This is a genomic window from Nonomuraea deserti, assembly GCF_004348685.1.
GTDB classification, from domain to species: domain Bacteria; phylum Actinomycetota; class Actinomycetes; order Streptosporangiales; family Streptosporangiaceae; genus Nonomuraea; species Nonomuraea deserti.
The window spans coordinates 1-22,923 of sequence record NZ_SMKO01000176.1 but is presented as its reverse complement, the minus strand read 5'-3'; the positions used below and the strand labels follow the sequence as shown (position 1 = coordinate 22,923).

Sequence of the window (22,923 nt, the reverse complement as noted above, 5' to 3'; positions counted from 1 at the left end):
GCCTTGCACCGCCCGCCCCCTGGCCGCCGCCATCCTTTCGCAGGTCCCGCTGCCGCGTCCCGCGCCGGACCGCCGTCCGACCGTCTCGGAGCGCCTGGGCTCCGTCGAGCCCTTTCGTGTTCCGCCGTGTTCCGCCGTCGGACGCCGGCGCACCCTCGTGGGAGCCGGCGGGGCCGTGGCGTACGGGGTGGTCAGCGGGCTGTGGCGGGCGGGTCCGGTGTTTCCTCGCCCATCGCGGTGGCCACCTCGACGGAGATCGGGGCCGGGCCGCCGCCCGTGATCGGCAGGCCGCCGGTGACGGTGTAGGTGCGGACGTCGAACGCCCCGCCCGAAGGCGGCGCCGCGACCGTGAAGGCCGCGTGGGCCTGGCCGCCGGGGACGACCGAGGTGGAGATGTAGTCGCCCGCCATGCGGCCCTGCGCGGTGTCCGCGAACCAGTCCAGCGGCATCGCCCCGTGCAGCTCCTCAGGGGCCGCCCAGGTGGCCCCGCCGTTGGTGGAGGACGTGTAGCCGACCGTGAGCCGGCAGGTGGCGGCGGTGCAGGCGGCGTCGGGGTAGCGGTAGTAGGTGAGCGCGAGCCGGACGGTGCCGCCCGCGCTGGCGCGGTCGACGCCCAGGCCGGGGATGAAGTGGTCGCCGCCGTCGCTGGTGGCCCGCATGACGTGGCTCCACTCCTCGCCGGTGGCGGACCTGCTCAGCACGATGTCGTTGCCGGAGCACTGGTACTGGAAGCGGCAGTCGTGCCAGGCGACGTACACGGCGCCGGTCGCGTCCGTCTCCGCCGACGGCAGCGGCGCCGCTCGCAGCCCGCCCGCGACCGTGTGCCGCCGCACGGCCGTGACCAGCACGCTGGGCTCCCAGCTCGCGCCGCCGTCGCTGGAGCGGATGGAGCGGATCTCGTCCTCGTCGCTCAGGTACGGCACCACCACGGCCCCGTCAGGCCGCACGACCGGCTGCCCCCCGAGCCCGTTCTCCGGGGTGGCCGTCACTGTCCAGGTCAGGCCGCCGTCGGAGGAACGCGCCATCGTGATCGTGTTGCCTGCGGCGTGGTCGTCGTAGGTCGCGTGGCAGTGGCCGTAGAACGGGCTGGACGGGGTGTTGTCGCAGACGATCCAGCTCTTGTCCAGATCTCCGCCGCCGCCGTCTCCGCCGCCGCCGTCTCCGCCGCCGCCGTCTCCGCGGTCGCTCCCGTCGCCGGCCTCTCTGGCCTCTCCGGGCTCGCCCGCCGTGGCGACCGTGACGGGCGCGTCCCAGGTACGGCCGCCGTCGGCGGAGCGGCTGGCGAGCACCGCCGTCCCGGTGATCCCGCCCTGCTCCGAGAGCGCCAGCGACGCGATCAGCCAGACGCGGTGCCGGGCGTCGTAGGCCACCGACGGGTCGCTGACCCGGTCGTGGGCGCCGCCGCCGAACGTGGTGATCCCGGGCAGCACCCCCTTCGTCCAGGTGCCGCCGTTGTCGGGCGAGGCGGCGAACGCGATACCGGTGGCGCCGCCGTCGAAGAACCTGCCGGACTGGTGCGCGGTCACGATGGCCGAGCCCCACTGGAAGGTGTCGGGCCCGGCCTGGGTGCCGTGCTGGCTGGCGGCGTTGGCGTACGCGTCGGACCCGATCTCGGTCAGCGGGACCGCCGCGGCGGCGGGGGAGGAGGAGGTGAGGAGGAGCGTCGCGGCGACGACGGCCGGTACGGACAAGAGCCCGCCGATTCCTCGGCGCCTGGCGGGGGATGGCACAGTCCACCTCCACTTGGCGTGTCAGTTCCAGATGGCACCGTTCCGCCGCCGCTGTCAACCTCCTGATCGCCGATCGGGCCCCCTCATCGTTCCGCGTGTACGACGTCGCGGTGGATCCGCGCCATCGGCACGCCGTCGCGCTGCAGGCAGCGGACCGTCTCGTTGACCATGGGCGACGGGCCGCAGACGTACACGTCGTGCTCGGTCCAGGAGCGTAAACGCCGGGTGACGTCGGGCAGGCGGCCGCGCATCCCGTCGTACGACGGCTGGTCCGACACCACGGGCATGACCCGCAGCCACGGGAAGGCCGACTCCATCCTGATCAGGTCGGGCAGGTCGTACAGCTCGCCGGCGGTGCGGGCGCCGTGCAGCAGGTGGATGGCGGGCCGGCGGCCGGAGGCGATGATGGACTCGACGATCGCCTTCAGCGGCGCCAGGCCCGTGCCGCCCGCCACGCACAGCACGTCGCGCACGCTCTGCTCGCGCGGTGTCATCGTGCCCATCGGCGGCCCCAGCATGACCGTGTCGCCGACGCGCGTGTGCCTGGTCAGGGCCGTCGACACCCAGCCGCCGGGCACCGAGCGCACGTGCAGGCTGATCGTGTTGTCCTGGCGCGGCGCGTTGGCGATGGAGAACGTGCGCCACACGCGGGGCCAGCGCGCCGTCTGCACGGTGACGTACTGTCCGGACGTGTACGGCAGCCGCTGCGCGGGCCGCAGCGTGATGACGGCGATGTCCTGGTGGCGCAGCTCGTGGCCGACCACCTCGGCCAGCCACCAGGCGGGCGAGACCCCCGCGTCGGCCTCGGCCGAGTCGATCATCATCTTGGCGGCGGCCGCGTACGCCGTCACCCAGGCCTCCTCGATCTCGGGGCTCCAGACGTCGGCGGCGAAGCGGCGGACCGTGGCGAGCAGCGCCTTGCCGACGGCCGTGTAGTGGCCGGCGACCACGCCGTACTTGCGGTGATCCCTGCCCATCTGGCCGAGGAACGCCGCCATGCTGTCCGGGCTGTCCAGGCTCCACACGATCCTGGTCAACGCGCTGAACAACCGGTCGCGCTGGACGTCCAGGGCCGGCGGGAACATGCCTCGCAGGTGTGGATTCTCAGCGAAAAGCCGGCCGTAGAAGTAGGCCGTGGCCTGCTCGGCCACCGGCTCGATGACGGAGAAACTCTCCTTGACCAGGCGCGGATTCAACGACATATACCCACCCCACTTGTGACCGGAAACGCATTCCGGTCTTGCCGTTCACCTCCCTGACGGTTCCGGGTGATGAGCGCACGTCCCTCCCCGGCACCTCTGCTGCGCTCGCAAAAGAGTCTTACACCACCGATGACGCGTCACAACCATTTCCCTCCAATAAGGTGCGAAGCAGAATCTCGGGCAGCGCTGGCCGTACGATATTTCTCGGTTTATCGGGCAATAATCGTGAACAAAAGTCGCATTCATCTATGGAATGAGCCGGATGGCCGCCCTCCGGCCTTCGCGGTGCTCCGCCACGAGCGCGGGCCCCTCCGCCACCCCGGGCCGCGTGGGAGGCACGTGGCGGGAGGGGATCTTGAGGAGGGGTGACATATCGGAAAGACTGTGCGCCATGATGGGCATGTAGCCGTCACCTCGACCGGCTGGTGGCCGCACGAACTCCACCATGCCCCTGGAGATCGCATGTCCCGTCCGCTGATCGGTATCACCGCCTACTTCGAGGCCGCCCGCTGGAGCGACTGGGTGCGGGAGGCCGTGCTCTCGCCGCCCTCCTACGCCAAGGCGGTCGACCGGGCCGGGGGCGCGCCCGTGGTGCTCCCGCCGCTCGGCCTGCACGCCGTCGACGACTACGTACGCGGCCTGCGGGGGGTGGTCCTCGCCGGAGGGGTCGAGGTGGACGCCTCCGCCTACAACGGCGAGCGCGACGACCGGGTCCCCGAGGGGCAGCCGCACCGCGACCGCTTCGAGCTGGCCCTGGCCAGGGCGGCGGTCAAGGCCGACGTGCCGATCCTGGCCATCGCCAGGGGCATGCACGTGCTCAACGTCGCCCAGGGCGGCACGCTGATCCCCTGGCTGCCCGAGGTGCTCGGCAACCACCGTCACGCCGAGCCGGGCACACCCCACACGCTCCAGGTCAGCGTGTCCAGCAAGCTCGGCAAGGCGATCGGCGACCGGGTCGAGGTCGTCGCGCCGCACCACCAGTCCGTCCGCCGCCTCGGCACCGGGCTGCTCGCCGTGGCCTGGGCCGACGACCAGATCGTCGAGGGCATCGAGGTGCAGGGCCACAGGTTCGGGGTGGGCGTTCAATGGCATCCCGAGCGCGATCTCGAGGGGCGGCTCTTCGATGCGTTCATGGAGGCGGCCCGCTAGGCTGCGATCATGCCGCTGCACCCTCAGTCGCGGGACTACATCGCCGTCCATCCGTCGGATCTGGGCGCCGATCCGGCCACGCTCGACCTGGCCGAAATCCAGGAGTTGCGCGCACATGACGGCCTGGCGGCCCAGCGCGGTCCGCTCACCAAGCTGCCGTTCGTCCGCGACGAGCGCGCCGAGGGCGTGCCGATCCGCGTCTACCGCGCCGACCCCGGCGACGGCCCGCTGCCCGTCGTGGTCTACTTCCACGGGGGCGGGTGGGTCCTCGGCAGCGTCAAGCGCAACGACGCGTTGGGGCGCGACCTGGCCATCCGCACCCGTGCGGTGGTCGTGTCCGTCGACTACCGGCTGGCCCCCGAGCACGCCTTCCCGGCCGCCGCCGACGACGCGTGGACGGTCGTGCGCGACATCTTCGCCAGGCCCGCCTTCTACCAGAGCAACGGCCGCGTGGCCGTCGTCGGCGACAGCGCGGGCGGCAACCTCGCGGCCGTCGCCGCATGGCAGGCGCGCGACGCCGGGCTCCGGCTGGCCCACCAGGTGCTCGTCTATCCGGTGCTCGACGTGGCGATGGAGACGCCCAGCTACACGGGGTTCGCCAAGGGCTTCGGGCTGGAGGCCGAGGAGATGGCGTGGTTCGCCCGCCAGTACGCCCCCGACGCCGACCCGGCCGACCCGCGGCTGTCCCCGCTGCGCCTGCCCGACGTCGCCGGCCTGGCGCCCGCCACCATCGTGACGGCCGAATACGACGTGCTCCGCGACGAGGGCGAGAGCTACGCGCAGCGCCTGTCGGAGGCGGGCGTGCCGGTCGAGCTGCGCAGGTTCGACGGTGCGGTGCACAACTTCTTCGGCCTGCCCGGCCTGTTCGACCAGGCGGGCGAGGCCCGCGACCACATCGCGGGGCGGCTGCGAGAGGCGCTGTGACCTACACCAAGCTGAAGATCGACACCCCGGCCGACGGCGTGCTGCGGGTCACGATCAGCGAGCCCGGCCGGCTCAACGCCGTCGACGCCGCCGCCCACCGCGAGCTGGGCGAGGTCTGGCGCGACGCCGACCGCGACGACGGCGTCAGGGCCGTGCTCGTACGGGGAGAGGGCACGGCGTTCTCCGCCGGAGGCGACCTGTCCATGATCGAGGAGATGACCCGCGACCACGCCACCAGGTTGCGCGTCTTCGCCGAGGCCCGTGACATCGTCTACAACGTCCTCAACTGCTCCAAGCCGATCGTCTCGGCCATCCAGGGCCCCGCCGTCGGCGCCGGGCTCGCCGTCGCGCTCCTGGCCGACATCTCCGTCGCCGGGCGCACCGCGCGGATCATCGACGGTCACACCAGGCTCGGCGTCGCCGCGGGCGACCACGCCGCGATCGTCTGGCCGCTGCTGTGCGGGCTGGCCAAGGCGAAATACCACCTGCTGCTGTGCGAGCCCGTGACGGGCGAACAGGCCGAGCGCATGGGGCTGGTCAGCCTCTGCGTCGACGACGACCAGGTGCACGACAGGGCGATGGAGATCGCGGTCCGGCTCGCCGCCGGCGCCCAGGAGGCGATCAGGCTGACGAAATACTCGCTCAACAACTGGCTGCGCCTGGCAGGGCCGTCGTTCGACGCCTCCCTCGCCATGGAGTTCCTCGGCTTCACCGGGCCCGACGTGACCGAGGGCGTGCGCGCCCTGCGGGAGAAGCGGCCGCCGTCGTTCGGCTGAGCGCCGGGTGTGCTTGCCGCCCCCGCGCGGGTAGGCCGGGTGTGCTTGCCGCCCGCGCGGGTAGGCGCAGCGCGAAGGTCGACCAGACGGCCGCGCCGGCACCGGCAGGCACTGTTCGCCGAGGCCGAGAACGCCGCCCCGGCGGACGCGGAGCTGAGAGCCTCGCAGGGCGTCCGGCGCACGCCGTACGGCAACGAAGGAGGAGAAAGCGCGCGGCGATGGCCTGGTGGACGAGCGGCGCGAACGCGCCGGAACGGGCGGGCGCCGGCGCTCCACGCTTTCGCGGCCGGCCGGACCGGCCAGGCCTGGCCGCTAGAAGCTGCGGGGGAGCCCGAGCACCTGGGTCGCGAGGTAGTTGAGCAAAAGCTCCTCGGTCACAGGTGCGACCTTCGCGATCCTGGCGTCGGTCAGCAGTCTCGCGACCGGATACTCGTGGGAGTAGGCCATCCCGCCGTGCGTCTGGAACGCCGCGTCGGCCGCCTCCCAGGCCGCCTGCGACGCCGTGAGCTTGGCGATGTTGGCCTCGGTGCCGCACGGCAGCCGCCGGTCGAAGCACCACGCGGCCTTGTAGATCATCAACCTGGCCAGCTCGATCTTGGCTTTGACCTGTGCCAGCGGGAAGGATATCGCCTGGTTGGCGCCGATCGGCCGGCCGAACACCTCCCGCTCCTTGGCATAGCCGACGGCCACCCGCAGCGCGACCTCCGCGGTGCCGAGCGCCGAGGCGGCCAGCAGCACGCGCTCGGGGTTGAGGATGTCCCACAACACCGCCACGCCCTGGTCCACCTCACCGATCACCTTGGAGGCGGGCACCCGCAGGTCGTCGATGAACACCATGTTCGACGGCGTCGTGTTCGCGCCCATCTTGGGGATCGGCCGGTAGGACAGGCGTCCAGCGGCGACCGCCTCGGGCACGTTCACCAGCAGCACCGTCAGCCCGTGGCTGCGCGGGCGCGCCTCCGCGGCCGGGACCGTCCTGGTCACCAGCAGCATCCAGGTGGCCCGCTGCACGCCGGTGATCCAGATCTTCTGCCCGTTGACCACGAAGTCCCCGCCGTCGCGCCGGGCCGACGTGGTGATCGCCAGCGAGTTGGATCCGGCGTCCGGCTCGGTCAGCGCGAAGCAGGTCTCGACCTCGCCCGTGGCCAGCCTGGGCAGCAGCTCCGCCCGCTGCCGGGCGCTGCCGTGCCGGTCGATCGTGAGCGCGCCGAAGCCGGGAGTCAGCACGTACGTGAACGCCGACCCGCCCGCCGCGCCCGACGCCGAGAGCGTCTCCGTGGCCACCGCCAGCTCCAGCAGCCCCTCCCCGCCGCCGCCGTGCTCCTCCGGGACCGCCAGGCCCAGCCAGCCGCCCTTGGCCAGTTCGTCCCAGACCTCTTCAGGCCAGCGCTTGTCGTCCTCGCACCGCTGCCAGTAGCCGAGGTCGTATCGGGAGCATATGCCGCCGATGCCGCGCTGGACGGCGAGGGCACTCTCGGGAAGGGTGAAATCCATCGCGCCATCGTAGAATCATGTTCTGATCAGGGTCGAGGCCGCCGCGCGTGGAACACGAAGGCCGGGGGCGGGTTGCGCCACACCGTACGCCCCGGCACGACCTCCTCGAAACGCTCGGCCAGCAGCGCGCGGAAGCGCCGGGCCGAGCTGAGCGGGATGGCGTGCACGTAGGAGAACGTGGTGAACGCCGCCACCGGGCTCATCGCCGACGTCACGGCACGGAGCAGGTCACGCTGCGTCTCCTCCGGGAACGCCGCCCACGGCAGCCCGCTGACCACCACGTCCGCCTGCCGCAGCCCCCGCTCGCGCAGCAACTCGCCGAGCCGGGCCGCGTCGGCGTGCGCCACGTCCACGGTGGGGAAGCGCTCGGCGAGCAGCTGCGCCATCAGGTCGTTGACCTCGACGGCGAGGTGGTGGCCCCGCCCGGCGAGCCGCTGCTGGATCTCCGCGGTGAACGGGCCGGTGCCGGGCCCCAGCTCCACCACGGTCGGCTCGCCCCGCTCGGGGATCGGCGCGCAGACGTTCGCCGCGAGCCGGCGCGAACTCGGGGCGACCGCGCCGATCTTGGAGGGGGCGCGCAGGAACTGGCCTAGGAAGAGTGCGCTGTCGTTCGACATGGCACGACTTTAGGGGCAAGATCTTGATAGGTCGCTCCGTCCTCCGGGCGGATGTGCGGCCAGTAGGAGGAGGCGGAGCCGTCCAAGGGAAGGACCGGCCTTCCATGCTGGGCGGATACCGTTGTGCGCATGCGCTGGCGCGGTGTCCCTCTCGATGTCCTGCTCGCCGTCTCCGGCGTGGGCCTCGATCTGCTGACGACGGCGCACGCGGGCGACACCGAGTTCCTGCCCGCCGAGATGAACCTTCCGATGGCGCTGCTGGCGGGCCTGCCCATGGGGCTCGTCCGGCACCGGCCGGTGACCGTCACCTTCTATCTGGCCGCGCTGCTCATGGTGACCGACCAGATCGGCTCGTTCACCTCCAACACCGCGCAGATCCTCATCTGCGTCGCGCTCGGCGTGGTGGGGCACCGCTCCGGCCTGCGGGCCACCACCGCGGCCGTGGCCGTCACGATCCTCGCCACCGCGTGCAACATCGCCGACCCCGGCATCGCGCCGAGCGCCAACACCTGGATGTACTCCGTCCTCCTGCCGGTCTTCCCCGCCGTGCTCGGCGCCTACCTGCGCAGCACGGCGGGGCGGCTGGAGGAGCGCGACGTCACGCCCGACGCGCTGCTCGCCGCCGGCGGGGTCGCCATCACCGTGCTCAGCACGTGGAGCTCCTGGCATCTGGGCGCGCAGCCCGTCTGGGTGGTCGGGCTGCTGGCCGTCGTGGGCGGCCTGTCGCTGGGCATCGCCAGGCGGCTGCCGGGACTGGTGTTCCTGCTGCAGGGCGTGCTGCTCGTCTCCGCCGACACGTACCTGAACAACACGGTCAACACCTGCGTGATCCTCACCCTCACCGCGATCGGCGTGTTCTCCATGCGGGTGGGGTCGTGGGCATGGGTCGCGGCCGCGTACCTGACCGGCTGCCTGCTCACCGCGATCGCCGTGGTCGGCCACGAGACCGAGATCACCCCGTTCCGCGCCGGCGTGCTGATGACGCTGGTGGCCACGCCGATCGCGATCGGCCGCTACCTCGGCATGAGGCAGGCCGCACTGGCCGCTGAACGGCTGCGCGCCGAGGAGTCCGCCCGCGCGGCCGTCGCGCAGGTGCGGGCCGACCAGCTGGCCGAACGCGAGCGCATCGCCCGCGACGTGCACGACATCGTCGCCCACCACGTCGGCGCCATGGTGCTGCGCGCCGGCGCCGCCCGCTACGCCGCGCCCGACGGCCCCGTCGCCGACGCCCTCACCGACATCCGCGACGCCGGCCACCAGGTGCTGCAGGACCTGCGCGAGCTGCTCGACCTGCTGCGCGACCCCGACAGGCAGCCCGGCCTGCTGGCCAACCCCGCCGACGTCATCCGCGAGTCGGCCGAACGCATGGCCGCCGCCGGCCTCGACGTCGACCTCGACCTCGACCCGGCCGCCGACCGCACTCCGCTCATCGCCCGCGCCTCCGCCGCCCGTATCGTCCAGGAAGGACTCACCAACGTGCTCAAACACGCCGGACCAGGCACGCAGGTCCGCGTCAGCGTCATCCCGTCAGGCGACGGACTTTCCGTGGAGATCCGCAACGGCCGGCCGCCCACCGACATCGAGCGCCTGCCCTCCTCCGGGCGCGGGCTGGCCGGCATGCGCGAACGCGTCCGCGCCCTCGGCGGCACGCTCTCCGCCGGCCCCGACGGCGAGGGCGGCTGGCTCCTGGCCGCCCGCCTGCCCGCGCGCCTGTCCCAGGGGAGCGTCGCGTGATCCGCGTGCTGATCGCCGACGACCAGGCGCTCGTCCGCGCGGGCGTGCGCATGCTGCTGCAGGCCGCGGGCGACATGGAGGTGGTCGGCGAGGCCGTCGACGGCACCGAGGCGGTGCGGCTGGCCGAACGTCACGTGCCCGACGTGATCCTCATGGACCTGCGCATGCCCAAGGTCGACGGCCTGGAGGCGATCAAACGCGTGCTCAGGGCCCGTCCGGGGGTGAGGATCGTGGTGCTGACGACGTTCGCCGAGGACGCCAACGTCTACGCCGCCCTGCGGGCCGGCGCGGTCGGGTTCCTGGTCAAGGACGACGACCCCGAGCGCATGGTCGACGCCGTGCGCCGCGCGGCGGCCGGGGAGCAACTTCTGGCGCCGTCGGTGTTGCGCAGGGTCGTGGAGCGGTTCCTGGCCGCGGGGGAGGAGCACGTCGCGCCCGCCCCGCCCGCCGGGCTGACCGAGCGGGAGATCGAGGTGCTCGCCCTGGTGGGGGCGGGCCTGTCCAACGCGGAGATCGCCGAGAAGCTGCATGTGGGCGTCACCACCGTCAAGACCCACATCGCGGCGGCGATGGACAAACTGGGTCTGCGCAACCGCATCCAGGCCGCCGTCGTCGCCCACCGCACCGGCCTCGTCGACGCCTCCTTCCGCCCCGTACGCCCGCCCCGCGGCTGAGCGCCGGGCCACCGCCTCGATGCTGAGCGCCCGCACCGACCCTCGCGGTAGGGCGCCCGCCAGCGGCCCCGCGGCTGGGCGCCTGGGGCCCGCCGCGGGGCCGGCCGGCGTCCCGTCCGGTGGGTGGCACATCCTGCCGGGGCCGTCGCCGGCGCGTCCTGGCCGCGCGACGGGCGCGGTCGCCTGAGGGCGGCCGCCGCCGCTAAGGTCGGGAGTGTGTACGTGAAGATCTGCGGGCTGACCGAGCCCGAGCACGTTGCCGCCGCCGTCGAGGCGGGAGCCGACGCCGTCGGGCTGGTCATGACCCGCAGCCCCCGCAGGATCACCGTCGAGCGGGCGGCCGAGCTGGCCGCGCTCGTTCCCGGCCACGTGCTCACCGTCGGGGTGTTCCGCGGCGAAGACCCCGAGACGGTGCGCGCGGCCGCGCTGGCCTCCGGGGTTCGGGCCGTGCAGCTGCACGGCAGGCATCCGCACGGCGACTTCACCGCTCTGAAGGACCTCGGCGTGCGCCTGGTCAGGGCCGTCGACGCGGAGGCCGACCTGCGGTGCGGCGCCTTCGACGAGGACCTGCTCATCGTCGACGCGCCGCACGCCGGATCCGGCCTGCCCTGGGAGTGGGCGGCCGTGCGCGGCCGGCCGTCCGGCCGGTGGCTGCTGGCGGGCGGCCTCGCCCCGGGCAACGTCGCCGACGCGATCGCGGCCGCCGAGCCGTGGGGGGTCGACGTGTCCAGCGGCGTGGAGACGTCGCCGGGGGTGAAGGACCCGGCTCTCATCTGGGCGTTCCTGACGGCCGTGCGCGGCTGATGGGCGAGCCCGCCGGCGCCGCCCCGCCGGGAGACCTGGCCCGTGCCATCGGCTTCACCCACGCCTTCGCCCGGCGCAGGGCATCCGTCGAGGTGCCGGTCCCCGGCGGGTTCGCGGTGCTGGACGACCGCTTCCCCGGCTCCTACGACGACAACAAGCTGATCGTCTGGTCCGGCGACCCGGATGCCGGAGAGCTGCTGCGGGCGGCCGACGAGGTGCTCGCCGAGCGGGCCCACCGGCTGGTGTGCGTGGACGACGACCGGCTCGGCACCACCCTCGCGCCCGCTTTCGCCGCCGCCGGCTACGAGCACGAGACCAATCTGATCATGGCCTACCGCGGCGGGATCCCCCACGACCCGCCCCCGGCCGACCGGCTGGAGCTGCCGGAGCTGCTGCCCGTGCTGCGCCGCGACTGGCGCCAGGTGCTGCCGCAGGCGCCGGACGACGTGATCGACGGGCTCGCCCGGCGCGTGGAGCGCCGGCTGCGCGGGGCGGGCATGGTGGGTTTCCGCGGGGTCCGCGCCGGCGACGGGGAGGACGGGGAGGACGGGGAGATCGCCGCCAGGGCCGACCTGTACGTCGACGGCGGGGTGGCCCAGATCGAGAGCGTCTTCACCGGCGAGCCGCACCGGGGCAAGGGCCATGCGCGGGCCCTGATGACCGCGCTGCTCGCGGAGGCGGCGGAGACCGCCGAGCTGATCTTCCTGGTGGCCGACGAGGCCGACTGGCCGAAAGACTTCTACGGCAGGCTCGGGTTCGAACCCCTCGGTTCCACCCACGCCTTCCTCCGCGTCTGACGATCCTGCTCCGGCGGCCCGCGGAGGCGGTGCCGCGCGGCTCGTCGGGCCCGCACCAGGCCGGTGAGCAGGCGCTCGGGTGTGAGCGGCCGGCGGGTTCTCCGGACTGCCGCCGAGACCGCGGGGGCCGGCCAGGAAGGGAGTTCGGGCGGGACCGCTGTGTTGGAGTTCCACGCAGTAGGGTCTGCTGCGTGAGCGATACTTCCGCCGAGGACCGGATCTGGACGGTTCCTAACCTGCTGAGCTTCCTGCGCCTCCTGGGCGTCCCCGTGTTCCTCTGGCTGGTTCTGGGGCCCAAGGCGGACGGGTGGGCCATCGGGATCCTCGCGGTCGCCGGGTTCACCGACTGGCTCGACGGAAAGATCGCCCGGGCGTTCAACCAGACGAGCAGGCTGGGCCGGATCATCGACCCGGCCGCCGACAAGCTCTACGTCTTCGCCACCATTTTCGCGCTGCTGCTGCGCGACGTCATCCCGTGGTGGCTGGTGGTGGTCATCGTCGGTCGCGAGCTCTTCGTCGCGTGTTCCTTCCCTGTACTTCGCAAACATGGCTATAAGGCACTTCAAGTGCATTTCCTGGGCAAGGCCGCCATGTTCAATCTCATGTACGCCTTCCCTCTCCTCTTCCTTGCCTCCCACACTGGGTGGTATGCCGATATAGCCCGAATTGTCGGGTGGGCGTTCGCACTATGGGGAACGGGCCTGTACTGGTGGGCGGGGGTGCTGTATGTGGTACAGGTGCGCCGGCTCGTAACCTCGGCCAAGAAGGAGTGATCGGGTGAAGGCGGTCGTCATGGCAGGCGGGGAGGGCACTCGGCTGCGTCCGATGACCGCCAACCAGCCCAAGCCCCTGCTCCCCGTGGCCAACCGCCCGATCATGGAGCACGTCCTGCGCCTGCTCAAGCGGCACGGCATCACCGAGACGGTGGTCACCGTCCAGTTCCTGGCCGCTCTCGTGCGCACCTACTTCGGCGACGGCGACGAGCTCGGCATGAACCTCCAGTACGCCACCGAGGACCTGCCCCTCGGCACCGCGGGCAGCGTCAAGAACGCCGCCGACCGCCTCCGCGACGATCGTTTCCTGGTCATCTCCGGTGACGCGCTGACGGACATCGACTTAACGGACATGATCCGGTTCCATCGCGAGAACGCCGCCCTGGTGACCATCGGGCTGAAACGCGTGCCGAATCCGCTCGAATTCGGGATCATCATCGTCGACGACGAGGGCAGGGTGCAGCGTTTCCTGGAGAAGCCCACCTGGGGCCAGGTCTTCTCCGACACCGTGAACACCGGCGTCTACGTCATGGAGCCCGAGGTGCTCGACGCCGTGGCCACAGGGGAGCCCGTCGACTGGTCCTCTGACGTCTTCCCCGCCCTCCTCGCCAGCGGCGCGGCCATCTACGGCTACGTGGCCGACGGCTACTGGGAGGATGTCGGCACCCACGAGAGCTATCTCAAGGCCCACGCCGACGCTCTGTCCGGCAGGGTCGCGGTGGACATCGGCGGCTTCGAGCTCTCGCCGGGGGTCTGGGTCGCCGACTCCGCCGCGGTCGACCCCGACGCCGTGCTCAAGGGCCCGCTGCTCATCGGCGACTACGCCAAGGTCGAGGCGGGGGCCGAGCTGCGCGAGTACACCGTGCTCGGCAACAACGTCGTCGTCCGCGAGGGCGCCTTCCTGCACCGCGCGGTCGTCCACGACAACGTCTACCTCGGCCCCGGCGCCCACCTGCGGGGCTGCGTCATCGGCAAGAGCACCGACGTGATGGCCGGCGCCCGCATCGAGGAGAACTCCGTCATCGGCGACGAATGCGTCATCGAGGCGGAGGCGTACGTCTCCAGCGGCGTCAGGGTCTACCCGTTCAAGACCATCGAGGCCGGGGCGGTCGTCAACACCAGCGTCATCTGGGAGTCGCGCGGCCAGCGCAACCTCTTCGGCCCGAGGGGGGTCAGCGGCCTGGTCAACGTCGAGATCACCGCCGAGCTGTGCGTCCGCCTGGCCAGCGCGTACGCCACCACCCTCAAGAAGGGCGAGCACGTCGTCACCTCGCGCGACTGCTCCCTGGCCGCCAGGGCGCTCAAGCGGGCCGTCATCGGCGCGCTCACCGCCGGCGCGATCAACGTGCTCGATCTGGAGGCGGCCCCGCTGCCGGTGGCCCGCTTCCACACCGCCAGGGGGCCGGCGGCCGGCGGGATCGCGCTGCGCACCACGCCGGGCGACCCGCAGAGCGTGGACATCGTCATCATGGACGACCGCGGCGCCGACCTGCCCCCGGCCGCCCAGCGCAAGCTGGAGCGGGTCTTCTCCCGCCAGGAGTTCCGCCGCGCCTTCCCCGGGGAGATCGCGGAACTCGCCTACCCGGCCAGGGCCGTCGAGGACTACACCCACGAACTGCTGCGTCACGCCGGCGTGACCGGGGTCAAGGACATGAAGGTCGTCGTCGACTGCGCGGGCGGCACCTCCTCGCTGGTGCTGCCCACGCTGCTCGGCCGGGTCGGCGTCGAGGTGCTCACCGTCAACGCCCGCCTCGACGACGTCTCGCCCACCGAGACGCTCGCCGGGCGGCGGCGTGACCTGCAACGCCTGTCCGAGCTGGTCAGCTCCTCCCGGGCCGCCTTCGGCGTCAGGTTCGACCCGGTCGGCGAGCGCATCGCCCTGGTCGACGAGATGGGCCAGCTCATCAGTGAGGAACGCGCCCTGCTCGTCGTGCTCGACCTCGTCGCCGCCGAACGCAGGAGCGGCCAGGTGGCCCTGCCCGTCACCACGACCAGGGTCGCCGAGCAGGTGTGCCGCTTCCACGGCGTGCAGGTGCAGTGGACGTCCACCGCGCTCGACGCCCTCACCTCGGCCGCCGCCGGCCCCGACATGATTTTCGCGGCCGACGGGCGCGGCGGCTTCGTGGTGCCGGAGTTCAGCCCCGCGATCGACGGGCTGGCCGCGTTCCTCCGCCTGCTCGGCCTGGTCGCCCGCACCCGCCTGTCGCTCAGCCAGATCGATGCGAGGATCCCGGAGGTGAAGCTGCTCAGGCGGACGGTGCCGACGCCGTGGGCGGCCAAGGGCGCCGTGATGCGCTCGGTCATCGAGGCGGCCGAGGCCGAGCCGGGGGGCCGCCGCATCGACACCACCGACGGGGTGCGGGTGGCCCGCGACGACGGCAGCTGGGTGCTGGTGCTGCCGGCCGCCGCCGAGCCCGTCACTGACCTGTGGGCCGAGGCCCCCGACGTGGACGGCGCGCAGGCGCTGCTCGAACGCTGGGCCCGCATCGTGGAACAGGCCGCCACGTGAGCCCGCGGCGCGCCGCGGGAGAACGGCTCGCCCGCGATGTGCGCAGACGGTCCCGCAAGATCGTAATGTAGAAACGCGCGGCGGCATGGACCGCAGGGCGGGGGCGACGGTAACTTTGTCTGCGTCCTGACCACAGTCCAGCGCCCCCGTCTTGACCTTTGCCGCTGATCAGCGTAAGTTGCGGCATTCGCAAACTTGAAAAAGCGAAGCGAGGCGCGCTCCAGAGCACCGTCGCCGCGTCTTCGCGGTAGGAGGCCGAGCCGATCGATGCCGAGCGTCTACTGCACGCAGTGCGGGCACGCCAACCCCGAGGATGCCCGTTTCTGTTCCCGCTGTGGGTCACCGCTGACCAGACTCGAGGTCTCCGGGGACACCACATCGACGATCTCGGTGGCGGGAATCGAGGCGTATGAGGCTGAGACAGGCGACATGCTCCTGGCCGAGCGGGCGCTGGTCGAGCAGTTGCCGCCCGGCGCGGCGCTGCTCACGGTGACCAGGGGGCCCAACCAGGGCAGCCGCTTCCGGCTCGACAAGGACCTGACCACGACCGGGCGCCATCCGGAGAGTGACATCTTTCTCGACGACATCACCGTCTCCCGCCGCCACGTCGAGTTCTACCGCCACCGCGGCGGCCAGTTCTCCGTGCGCGACGTGGGCAGCCTCAACGGCACCTACGTCAACAGGGAGCGGATCGAAGAGGTTCCCCTGCACTCCGGAGACGAGGTGCAGATCGGCAAGTTCCGCCTTGTCTTCCTGATGCGGGGCAGCTCCGGGGCATGAGGGGGCGAAGCGGGCGACCGGCGGACGCCGTCTCGTGCGTGACCATGCGGCAAGGGGAGGAGCGCGCATGACGTCGCAGGCGGCACGCTCGCACATGAGCATCGGGGAGGTGCTCGGGCTCCTGCAGGGCGAGTTCCCCGATGTCACCGTCTCCAAGATCCGTTTCCTGGAGGGGGAAGGGCTGATCGAGCCCGAGCGCAGCCCGTCCGGCTACCGCAAGTTCACGCACCTGCACGTGGAGCAGCTGCGCTTCATCCTCACCGAGCAGCGCGACCACTACCTGCCGCTGCGGGTGATCAAGGACAAGATGGCGGAGGGCTTCGGCCGCCCCCGCGCCCTCCAGGGCAACGACAAACAGGAGATCAGGCTCAGCCGGGCCGAGCTGATCGAGGCCGCGAGCATCGACGAGGAGACCCTTGCCGAGCTGGAGGATTACGGCCTGCTCGCCCCGGTGGCCCGTCGCTACGACGAGGAGGCGCTCACGGTGGCGCGCACCGTCGGCGCCCTGGCCCGCTTCGGCCTGCGCGCCCGCCACCTGCGGGCGGTCAAGGCGGCGGCCGAGCGCGAGTGCGGCCTGGTCGAGCAGACCGTCGCACCCATACTCAAGCGGCGCGCCCCCGGTGCGATCGGCGAGGCCGACGAGGTGGCCAGGGAGCTTTCCGCGCTCCTGCTCGACCTGCATGCATCCCTTGTGCGCACGGGCGTCCGGTCCGTGCTGGGGCGCTGAGACCGTAGCGAGCTGGGAGGCGGGGGCACATTCCAGGCCCGCCGGGTGTTACGTTGAAATGCAGAAGCCAGTCAGCAGAAGCAACGACCAAATAGCTGTGCCGGGTCACCGGTCAGGAATACGGAGCAGCCCGTGTTGCAGATGGAGGTTGTGGGCGTTCGGGTTGAAATGCCCACAAATCAGCCGATCGTCTTGCTGAAGGAGGCACACGGGGAGCGGTTCCTTCCTATATGGATTGGCATGACGGAAGCCACGGCCATCGCTCTGGCCCAGGCAGAGGAGCCTCCGCCGCGGCCGCTCACCCATGACCTCTTCCGAGACGTGCTGAGCGCGCTGGGGGTGGGCCTGCGGGCTGTCAACATCGTCGCCCTGCGTGACGGCATCTTCTTCGCCGACCTGGTGTTCTCCAACGGCGTGGAGGTGAGCGCGCGGCCGTCCGACTCGATCGCGCTCGCCCTGCGCACCGGGGCGCGCATCTTCGCCAGCGAAGAGGTCGTCCAGGAGGCCGGGGTGATCATCCCGGATGACCAGGAGGACGAGGTGGAGAAGTTCAGGGAGTTTCTTGACACGATCACTCCCGAGGACTTCGGCCGGGCGGGGTAGGTATTTCAGTGCATTTACGCTTCACGACGCGCCGAGCCGGATCGTTGACTGAGCATGGTCGCGGTCCTACGGTGCAAGTGAAACCCGTGGCCGCGCTACACGTACCCCCAGATCAGGCCACGGGATGAGAGAAAGCCGGAGGTCCGCGTGGCGGTCAGCAGCGGCGAGGGAAAGACGGCCGGCCAGGAAGATCCGGTGCGGCGCGAAAGCGCGCGGCAGCGTGCCGGGGAGCAGGGTCTGCTCTTCGACGAACAGCCCGCGGCGCTGCCGGGCGACATCGGATACCGCGGGCCGACGGCATGCTCCGCGGCCGGGATCACCTATCGGCAGCTCGACTACTGGGCGCGCACGGGCCTCGTCGAGCCCACGATAAGAGCCGCGCAGGGCTCCGGCTCCCAGCGTCTCTACAGCTTCCGCGACATCCTGGTCCTCAAGGTCGTCAAGCGGCTCCTCGACACCGGGGTGTCGTTGCAGCAGATCCGCACGGCCGTGCAACATCTGCGTGACCGCGGGGTCGCCGACCTCGCGCAGATCACGCTCATGAGCGACGGCGTCAGCGTCTACGAGTGCACCTCGGCCGACGAGGTGATCGACCTGCTCCAGGGCGGCCAGGGCGTGTTCGGCATCGCGCTCGGCCGGGTCTGGCGCGAGGTCGAGGGCTCCCTGGCGGAGCTGCCGGGGGAACGCGCGGCGGTCGAGGACACCGTCCCGGCCGACCATCCCGCTGACGAACTCGCCCGCCGCCGCCGAGCCCGGCGCTCGGGGTGAGCACGGCTCCTGGCAGCCGTACGAATCGGGCGTAGTAACCTGAGGGCAGAAAGGCCGACGACCCCGTGCGGGAGAGTCTCCGGGCCTCAGGGCTCCGGGGCGCCGAAGGAGCAACCCTCCCCGGAATCTCTCAGGCATCCCGTACCGCTCGGGCGAGGCAACTCTGGAAAGCAGGCGCACCCGCCAGGCGCGCCTCACCGACGGTGCAAGCCCCACCGGGGGTGAAGCTCTCAGGTCGCGACCCCGCGTTTGTCGGGGGTCCGCGCTGACAGAGGGGGAGATCCGGCACACGCCCGCGCCCCGGCGCCGGTCTCCACAGCCTCGGGAGGCATCTCCATGACCGATCTGTCCGCTCCGCCGTTCTCGTCCCGGCACATCGGCCCCTCCGAGTCCGAACAGCAGCGCATGCTCGAGGCCGTGGGTTTCGAGTCCGTGGCGGACCTGGTGGCGGTCGCCGTCCCCGAGTCCATCAGGGCCAAGGACCGGCTCACGTTGCCCGCCCCCGCCGGCGAGGCCGAGGCCATCGCCGAGCTGCGCGCCCTGGCCGATCGCAACCAGGTGCTCACCTCGATGATCGGGCTGGGCTATCACGACACGGTCACGCCCGCCGTCATCCGCCGCAACCTGCTGGAGAACCCGGGCTGGTACACCGCCTACACCCCCTACCAGCCGGAGATCTCGCAGGGCCGCCTCGAGGCGCTGCTCAACTTCCAGACCGTCGTCTCCGACCTCACCGGCCTGCCCGTGGCCGGCGCCTCGCTCCTCGACGAGGCGACCGCCGCGGCCGAGGCCATGACGCTGGCCCGCAGGGCGGGCAAGTCCAAGAGCGCCGTGTTCGTGGTCGACGCCGACGCGCTGCCCCAGACCAAGGCCGTCCTCGCCACCAGGGCCGAGCCGCTCGGCATCACGCTGGTGGAGCACTCCCTCGACGGCGAGCTGCCCGAGTGCTTCGGCGTGCTCGTGCAGTATCCCGGCGCGTCCGGCCGGCTGCGTGACTTCCGCGCCGTGTCCGCCGCCGCGCACGAGGCGGGCGCCCTCATCGTGGCCGCCGCGGACCTGCTGGCGCTGACGCTCGTGGCCGCCCCCGGCGAGCTGGGCGCCGACATCGCCGTGGGCTCCTCGCAGCGGTTCGGGGTGCCCTTCGGGTTCGGCGGGCCGCACGCCGCCTACATGTCCGTACGCGAGGGCCTGCAGCGGCAGCTGCCCGGCCGCCTGGTCGGCGTCTCCGTCGACGCCGACGGCGACCCCGCCTACCGCCTGGCCCTGCAGACCCGCGAGCAGCACATCCGCCGCGAGAAGGCCACCAGCAACATCTGCACCGCGCAGGTCCTGCTCGCCGTCATCGCGAGCATGTACGCCGTCTACCACGGCCCGGAAGGCCTGCGCCGCATCGCCCACCGGGTGCACCGCCACGCCGCCGCCCTGGCCGACGGGCTGCGCCGGGCGGGCGTGGAGGTCGTGCACGCCGAGTTCTTCGACACCGTGCTCGCGCGCGTGCCCGGGCGGGCGTCCGCCGTGGTCGCCGCCGCCGCCGAGCGGGGCGTCAACCTCTGGCAGGTGGACGCCGACCACGTTTCGATCGCCTGCGACGAGAAGACCGGAGCCGCCGAGCTGGCCACGGTGCAGGCCGCGTTCGGGCTCACGACCACACGTCCCGGCGCCCACACCGACGTCGAGGGCGCCGCCGACGCGCTGCCCGCCTCGCTGCTGCGCGAGTCCGCCTACCTGACCCATCCGGTCTTCCACAGCCACCGCTCCGAGACCGCGATGCTGCGCTACCTGCGCCGGCTGCAGGACAAGGACATCGCGCTCGACCGGTCGATGATCCCGCTGGGCTCCTGCACGATGAAGCTCAACGCGACCACCGAGATGGAGCCGATCACCTGGCCGGAGTTCGCCGCCGTCCACCCCTACGCGCCCGCCGCCCAGGCGGAGGGCTACCTCGAGCTGATCGGCACGCTGGAGCGCTGGCTGGCCGAGGTGACCGGCTACGACGCCGTCTCCATCCAGCCCAACGCCGGCTCCCAGGGCGAGTTCGCCGGGCTGCTGGCCATCCGCGCCTACCACCGCGCGGGCGGTGACACCGGGCGGGACGTCTGCCTCATCCCCTCCTCGGCTCACGGCACCAACGCCGCCAGCGCCATCATGGCCGGCATGCGGGTCGTGGTCGTGGCCTGCGACTCCGAGGGGAACGTCGACCTGGCCGACCTCGACGCCAAGATAGCCAAGCACCGCGACGCGCTCGCCGCGATCATGGTGACCTACCCGTCGACGCACGGCGTCTACGAGGAGACCATCACGGAGATCTGCGCCAAGGTGCACGAGGCCGGCGGCCAGGTCTACGTCGACGGGGCCAACCTCAACGCGCTGGTCGGGCTGGCCAAGCCCGGCGAGTTCGGGGCCGACGTGTCGCACCTCAACCTGCACAAGACGTTCTGCATCCCGCACGGCGGCGGCGGCCCCGGCGTCGGCCCGGTCGCGGTCCGCGGCCACCTGGCCCCCTACCTGCCCGGTCACCCGCTGCGTGACGGCTCGCCGGTGGGGCCCGTCTCCGCGGCACCCTACGGGTCGGCCGGCATCCTGCCGATCTCGTGGGCGTACATCCGGATGATGGGCTCCGACGGGCTCACGGCGGCCACCGAGCAGGCCATCCTGTCGGCCAACTACCTCGCCAAGCGGCTGGCCCCGCACTTCCCGGTGCTCTACACCGGGCGCGGCGGGCTGGTGGCCCACGAGTGCATCGTCGACCTGCGCCAGATCACCAAGGAGACCGGTGTCACCGTGGACGACGTGGCCAAGCGCCTCATCGACTACGGCTTCCACGCGCCCACCATGTCGTTCCCCGTCGCCGGGACCCTCATGATCGAGCCGACCGAGAGCGAGGACCTCGGCGAGCTCGACAGGTTCGCCGACGCCATGATCGCCATCCGGGGCGAGATCGCGAAGGTGGCGTCCGGCGACTACGACAGGACCGACAACCCCCTGCGGAACGCGCCGCACACCGCGGAGTCGGTCAGCGCCGACGAATGGCACCACCCCTACTCGCGGACCGAGGCCGCCTACCCGCTGCCGTCGCTGCGCGACGGCAAATACTGGGTGCCGGTGCGCCGCATCGACCAGGCCTACGGCGACCGCAACCTGGTGTGCTCGTGCCCCCCGCTGGAGGCCTACGAGGACTAGTCACCGGGAGGGCCAGACCTTCGGCGTCAACCGGGCAGACATGATCGCCGGAAGTCGTTAGGCTCAGGGCGACCGTCGCCAGAAGGAGCTCTCTTGACGTCCTCAGAGCTGGAGACCCCGCCTCTCGACACCGCCCGGCGTCTGGCCGAACGCGGCGACCTCGACGGCGCCGCCGCCATCCTCAGCGAGCTCGCCGCCGACCCCGACGAGCCCGACAGGGCCCAGGCCGCCGTCGGGCTGGCCGTGGTGCTGGAGGAGCGCGGCGACGTCGAGGCCGCCAGGGCGGCCGCCAGGACCGCGCTGGCGACAGGGCACCCCGAATACGCCTCGCAGGCCGCCTGCCACCTGGCCCAGGGGTTCGAGCGGGAAGGGCGGGCCGAGCAGGCCAGGGCCGCCTGGCAGGCCGTGCTGGGGGTCGGCGCGGCCGCGTACGTCCCGCTGGCCCGTCTCGCGCTGGCCCGGCTGGCCGTGCGGGCGCAGGATCTGGAGGAGGCGGAGCGGGAGCTGCGGGCCGCGATGGCGGCCGGCGACGGCGAGGTCGCCGCGCTCGCCGCGCAGGAGCTGGCCGACCTGCTGATGGAGCACGGAGAGCCCGAAGCGGCGGCTGAGCTCCTCCTGGACGCCCTGGAGGCCGTGCCCGAGGAGGAGACGCCGGGGCTGCGGGTGCGGCTCGGCATCGCGCACCTGGAGCTGGCCTGCGCGGAATTCGCCGAGACCGTGGAGGGCGGCGCTGACGCGCAGACGAGCGCGCTGGCCATCGAGCTGCTCGCCCGCACCCTGCCCCTGCGCGGGCGCGACGACGACGCGGGGCGGGTCTGGTCGTACGGGCTGGAGCACGCCGACGAGACGCTGGCCGCCGAGGTCAGGCTCCGCTACCAGCGCGATACCTGACACCCGGGGCTCCGCGGTGAGGGACACCTGACGCCCGGGAAGTGCGCAGCGAGCGACACCTGACGCCGGGGGTTCCAGCGTGCGTGACGCCCTGACCCGTGCCCCGAAGCGCCCCTCCCGGGCATGCCCGGGGGACGGCGGAGGTGCTCCCGTCTCCTCCGCCGGGCGGGGTCAGCCGCGGCGCATGATGGCCGCCGCGGCGGCCACGTTGATGACGACGATGGCCAGCCACGTGATGATCAGCCCCACCAGCCCGGCGTTGGCCACCCCGATGGCCGTCAGCGGGATGCCCATGCCCATCGAGCCCAGCGCCACCGGGATCATCGCCGCACCCGGCGCGGACTTCCGGTGTGGCGGGGCCCCGTGCAGGTCGAGTTCGGCCCGCACGCGGGCGGCGATCGTGGCCTCGAGGCGCTCGGTGAACGAGTCGACGAGCGCCGCCTCGTAGTCGGGCCCGAGATCGCGGCGGGCGTCGAGCGTGGCCTGAAGATCTTCCCTGATGGGGCGCTGGTCCGGCATAAGGTCATCATCCATCCCGGAAGTGGTGTCGTCATCCGACCTGAGGGCTAGCGAGTCATCCTCCCCAGGTACGGTGCTGGCATGGAGGTGATGACCCCGCGCGGGCGCGCGCTCGTGGAGATCGACGAGGTGCCGGGCGCGCGGCTGCTGCTGGTCCTGACCCACGGCTCGGCCGGGGGAGTGCACGCTCCGGATCTGCTGGCCGTGCGCGACGCCGCCATGGGCGTGGGGGCCAGCGTGGCGGGGGTGACGCAGGCGTTCAGGGTGGCGGC

At 72.2% G+C, this 22,923-nt stretch carries 20 protein-coding genes, 1 pseudogene and 1 riboswitch; of the genes and pseudogenes, 16 read left to right on the top strand and 5 right to left on the bottom strand.

Features of this window, described 5'->3' with window-relative positions; all coding sequences use genetic code 11:
• Positions 1–191: 191 nt before the first annotated feature.
• Both E1292_RS39775 and E1292_RS39770 read right to left on the bottom strand, forming a co-directional pair.
• Positions 192–1,691, bottom strand: coding sequence for a sialidase family protein (locus tag E1292_RS39775; protein WP_132603801.1), 1,500 nt, complete (start codon positions 1,689–1,691; stop codon positions 192–194).
• A gap of 122 nt (positions 1,692–1,813) precedes the next feature.
• Complete coding sequence (locus E1292_RS39770; protein ID WP_132603798.1) at positions 1,814–2,932, bottom strand: globin domain-containing protein; 1,119 nt, start codon at positions 2,930–2,932, stop codon at positions 1,814–1,816.
• Positions 2,933–3,394: 462 nt separating this feature from the next.
• On the opposite strand from E1292_RS39770, the gene E1292_RS39765 reads away from it, so the two are divergent.
• The 3 genes from E1292_RS39765 to E1292_RS39755 are packed head-to-tail and all read left to right on the top strand — an operon-like array spanning position 3,395 to position 5,781.
• Complete coding sequence (locus tag E1292_RS39765; protein ID WP_132603795.1) at positions 3,395–4,081, top strand: gamma-glutamyl-gamma-aminobutyrate hydrolase family protein; 687 nt, start codon at positions 3,395–3,397, stop codon at positions 4,079–4,081.
• Positions 4,082–4,090: 9 nt separating this feature from the next.
• Complete coding sequence (locus E1292_RS39760) at positions 4,091–5,005, top strand: alpha/beta hydrolase (RefSeq protein WP_132603792.1); 915 nt, start codon at positions 4,091–4,093, stop codon at positions 5,003–5,005.
• A complete protein-coding gene (locus E1292_RS39755) occupies positions 5,002–5,781 on the top strand; it encodes an enoyl-CoA hydratase/isomerase family protein (protein ID WP_132603789.1) in 780 nt (259 codons plus the stop codon). Before E1292_RS39760 ends, E1292_RS39755 begins: the two co-directional genes overlap by 4 nt.
• 312 nt (positions 5,782–6,093) lie before the next feature.
• Here the strand turns inward: E1292_RS39755 and E1292_RS39750 are convergent, their stop codons facing one another.
• Both E1292_RS39750 and E1292_RS39745 read right to left on the bottom strand, forming a co-directional pair.
• Positions 6,094–7,275, bottom strand: coding sequence for an acyl-CoA dehydrogenase family protein (locus E1292_RS39750; RefSeq protein WP_132603786.1), 1,182 nt, complete (start codon positions 7,273–7,275; stop codon positions 6,094–6,096).
• Positions 7,276–7,301: 26 nt separating this feature from the next.
• Positions 7,302–7,892 (bottom strand): class I SAM-dependent methyltransferase, encoded by a 591-nt coding sequence (locus E1292_RS39745; RefSeq protein ID WP_132603783.1) that lies wholly within the window; start codon positions 7,890–7,892, stop codon positions 7,302–7,304.
• Between the two features lie 129 nt (positions 7,893–8,021).
• Between E1292_RS39745 and E1292_RS39740 the strand changes: the two genes are divergently transcribed.
• From E1292_RS39740 to E1292_RS39685, 12 genes are all read left to right on the top strand, one after another.
• Entirely contained in the window at positions 8,022–9,626 is a 1,605-nt protein-coding gene (locus tag E1292_RS39740) for a sensor histidine kinase (protein WP_246090646.1), read from the top strand.
• Positions 9,623–10,300, top strand: coding sequence for a response regulator (locus tag E1292_RS39735; RefSeq protein ID WP_132603780.1), 678 nt, complete (start codon positions 9,623–9,625; stop codon positions 10,298–10,300). The genes E1292_RS39740 and E1292_RS39735 overlap by 4 nt, the downstream gene beginning before the upstream one ends.
• A gap of 216 nt (positions 10,301–10,516) precedes the next feature.
• On the top strand, positions 10,517–11,104 hold the full coding sequence (locus tag E1292_RS39730; RefSeq protein ID WP_132603777.1) for a phosphoribosylanthranilate isomerase: 588 nt from the start codon (positions 10,517–10,519) through the stop codon (positions 11,102–11,104).
• Positions 11,104–11,901, top strand: a complete 798-nt coding sequence (locus E1292_RS39725) for a GNAT family N-acetyltransferase (RefSeq protein WP_132603774.1) — start codon at positions 11,104–11,106, stop codon at positions 11,899–11,901. Before E1292_RS39730 ends, E1292_RS39725 begins: the two co-directional genes overlap by 1 nt.
• Before the next feature lie 191 nt (positions 11,902–12,092).
• A complete protein-coding gene (gene clsA / locus E1292_RS39720) occupies positions 12,093–12,674 on the top strand; it encodes a cardiolipin synthase ClsA (RefSeq protein ID WP_132603771.1) in 582 nt (193 codons plus the stop codon).
• 4 nt (positions 12,675–12,678) lie between these two features.
• Positions 12,679–15,183, top strand: coding sequence for a mannose-1-phosphate guanyltransferase (locus E1292_RS39715; protein WP_132603768.1), 2,505 nt, complete (start codon positions 12,679–12,681; stop codon positions 15,181–15,183).
• Positions 15,184–15,450: 267 nt separating this feature from the next.
• Positions 15,451–15,963, top strand: coding sequence for a double zinc ribbon and FHA domain-containing protein (locus tag E1292_RS39710; RefSeq protein ID WP_132603765.1), 513 nt, complete (start codon positions 15,451–15,453; stop codon positions 15,961–15,963).
• A gap of 67 nt (positions 15,964–16,030) precedes the next feature.
• On the top strand, positions 16,031–16,690 hold the full coding sequence (gene ftsR, locus E1292_RS39705; protein WP_181958362.1) for a transcriptional regulator FtsR: 660 nt from the start codon (positions 16,031–16,033) through the stop codon (positions 16,688–16,690).
• A 132-nt stretch (positions 16,691–16,822) separates the two neighbouring features.
• Entirely contained in the window at positions 16,823–17,293 is a 471-nt protein-coding gene (locus E1292_RS39700; protein ID WP_090771501.1) for a bifunctional nuclease family protein, read from the top strand.
• A gap of 147 nt (positions 17,294–17,440) precedes the next feature.
• The gene (locus E1292_RS39695) at positions 17,441–18,061 is read left to right on the top strand and encodes a MerR family transcriptional regulator (RefSeq protein ID WP_132603762.1); all 621 of its coding nucleotides are present in this window, start codon (positions 17,441–17,443) and stop codon (positions 18,059–18,061) included.
• A 58-nt stretch (positions 18,062–18,119) separates the two neighbouring features.
• Positions 18,120–18,218, top strand: a riboswitch (glycine riboswitch).
• Between the two features lie 179 nt (positions 18,219–18,397).
• On the top strand, positions 18,398–21,241 hold the full coding sequence (gcvP, locus tag E1292_RS39690) for an aminomethyl-transferring glycine dehydrogenase (RefSeq protein ID WP_132603759.1): 2,844 nt from the start codon (positions 18,398–18,400) through the stop codon (positions 21,239–21,241).
• A 93-nt stretch (positions 21,242–21,334) separates the two neighbouring features.
• Entirely contained in the window at positions 21,335–22,132 is a 798-nt protein-coding gene (locus E1292_RS39685; RefSeq protein WP_132603756.1) for a tetratricopeptide repeat protein, read from the top strand.
• A 171-nt stretch (positions 22,133–22,303) separates the two neighbouring features.
• On the opposite strand, the gene E1292_RS39680 is transcribed toward E1292_RS39685, so the two are convergent.
• Entirely contained in the window at positions 22,304–22,666 is a 363-nt protein-coding gene (locus E1292_RS39680; protein ID WP_132603753.1) for a hypothetical protein, read from the bottom strand.
• A 66-nt stretch (positions 22,667–22,732) separates the two neighbouring features.
• Between E1292_RS39680 and E1292_RS39675 the strand changes: the two are divergent.
• Positions 22,733–22,923 (top strand): annotated as a pseudogene (locus tag E1292_RS39675) (alpha/beta family hydrolase); the annotation flags it as partial.